Source organism: Colwellia sp. BRX10-3 (genome assembly GCF_014077505.1).
Taxonomy (GTDB): domain Bacteria; phylum Pseudomonadota; class Gammaproteobacteria; order Enterobacterales; family Alteromonadaceae; genus Cognaticolwellia.
Genome location: NZ_JACGWA010000032.1, coordinates 1 through 1,151, shown reverse-complemented (window position 1 = coordinate 1,151; position 1,151 = coordinate 1). Strand labels below are relative to the sequence as shown.

The 1,151-nt window shown below is 34.2% G+C and carries 1 protein-coding gene; it reads left to right on the top strand.

The features are described 5' to 3' along the window. The first annotated feature begins 641 nt into the window (after positions 1–641). Positions 642–1,016 carry a hypothetical protein gene (locus H4J38_RS16875; protein WP_182133653.1) on the top strand — a complete coding sequence of 125 codons (375 nt, stop codon included), beginning with the start codon at positions 642–644 and terminating at the stop codon, positions 1,014–1,016. Positions 1,017–1,151 lie beyond the last annotated feature (135 nt).

Here is a 1,151-nt window from a genome sequence, read left to right as displayed (position 1 = left end):
TATAATGAAATAAGGCCGCACTTAAGTTTGGCAATGAAAACACCAAACCAAGTGCACAAAAAAGACCAGAAGCTTAAGCCACTGGCCTTTCATTAAAACCGTCAACATATTCTAGGACGGGACATATAAATACCGATTATCGAAAAAGTTCGGACATATAGTGTGTCTATTGTCAGTAAGGAATTTTAATTGTTCTGTATTTCGAGTCATTTCTTTATATGCAGGCACGATACTATGATCCAGTTCATGTACATTTCTTCTTTCTAAGAACCTTTATAAATCAGATGTAAATAGCACCATCTAACGTCTTCTTGGTGCGCTTAGAAGACATTAGCGTTTAATTCTTTGCCATATATTTTCTCATGGATCTTTTAGGTGTATTACTGAGCCGGCTCAGTAATACACCTAAAACACGCCAACAAACGTCTATTTTATTGATCTTATTGTAATTAATACCGTTTTCTATGAGGGATATTACTGCGCGGGCTTAGTAATACACTATTTTTGATAAAAAAGTTGATTACAATAGTTTCTAATACTTTGAAGTTATGGGATATTAATGCGAATTAAATAAAAATTATGAAACGGATATTACTGAGCCGTATACATAATAAGCTGTTATGTTTTTCGGAGAGTTTTAGGTGAACCCTAATAAATTTATATCTACAGTTAGAGATGAATGCATCAATGATCTAGTTTCTGGCTATGAAGAAACCTTCTCGAAAACAGATATTAAAGAATGCTCTGATAGTTCAATGAAGCCTTTAATTCAATATTGGAAACAAGCAGATAACCCTACTAGAAAGGTATTGTCTGATTTTATTCGGTTAGGTGCTCAAAATGGAGTTTCATCACTCATTTCAATTATAAGCTCGGGCGGACATTTTGATGGGGAATTTAAAGAGTTTGAATTGAGCTCTATAGACGAAAATTCAAAGGCAGAGTTTGGCGAAGATTTACTTGATGTCTTCTGGGAACAAGAAGAAATATCAGGCAATGTGAACACCAAAACATAACAAGTCATTTAAGCAGGAAAATTTACAGCTGGCTGTTTTCACTGTGATCTTGTACCACTTTGGTAGACAGTTATTTATTTAATTGTTACCAAAGAGGTTAATCATGGGACATACAAGAAAGCGACATTACAACCA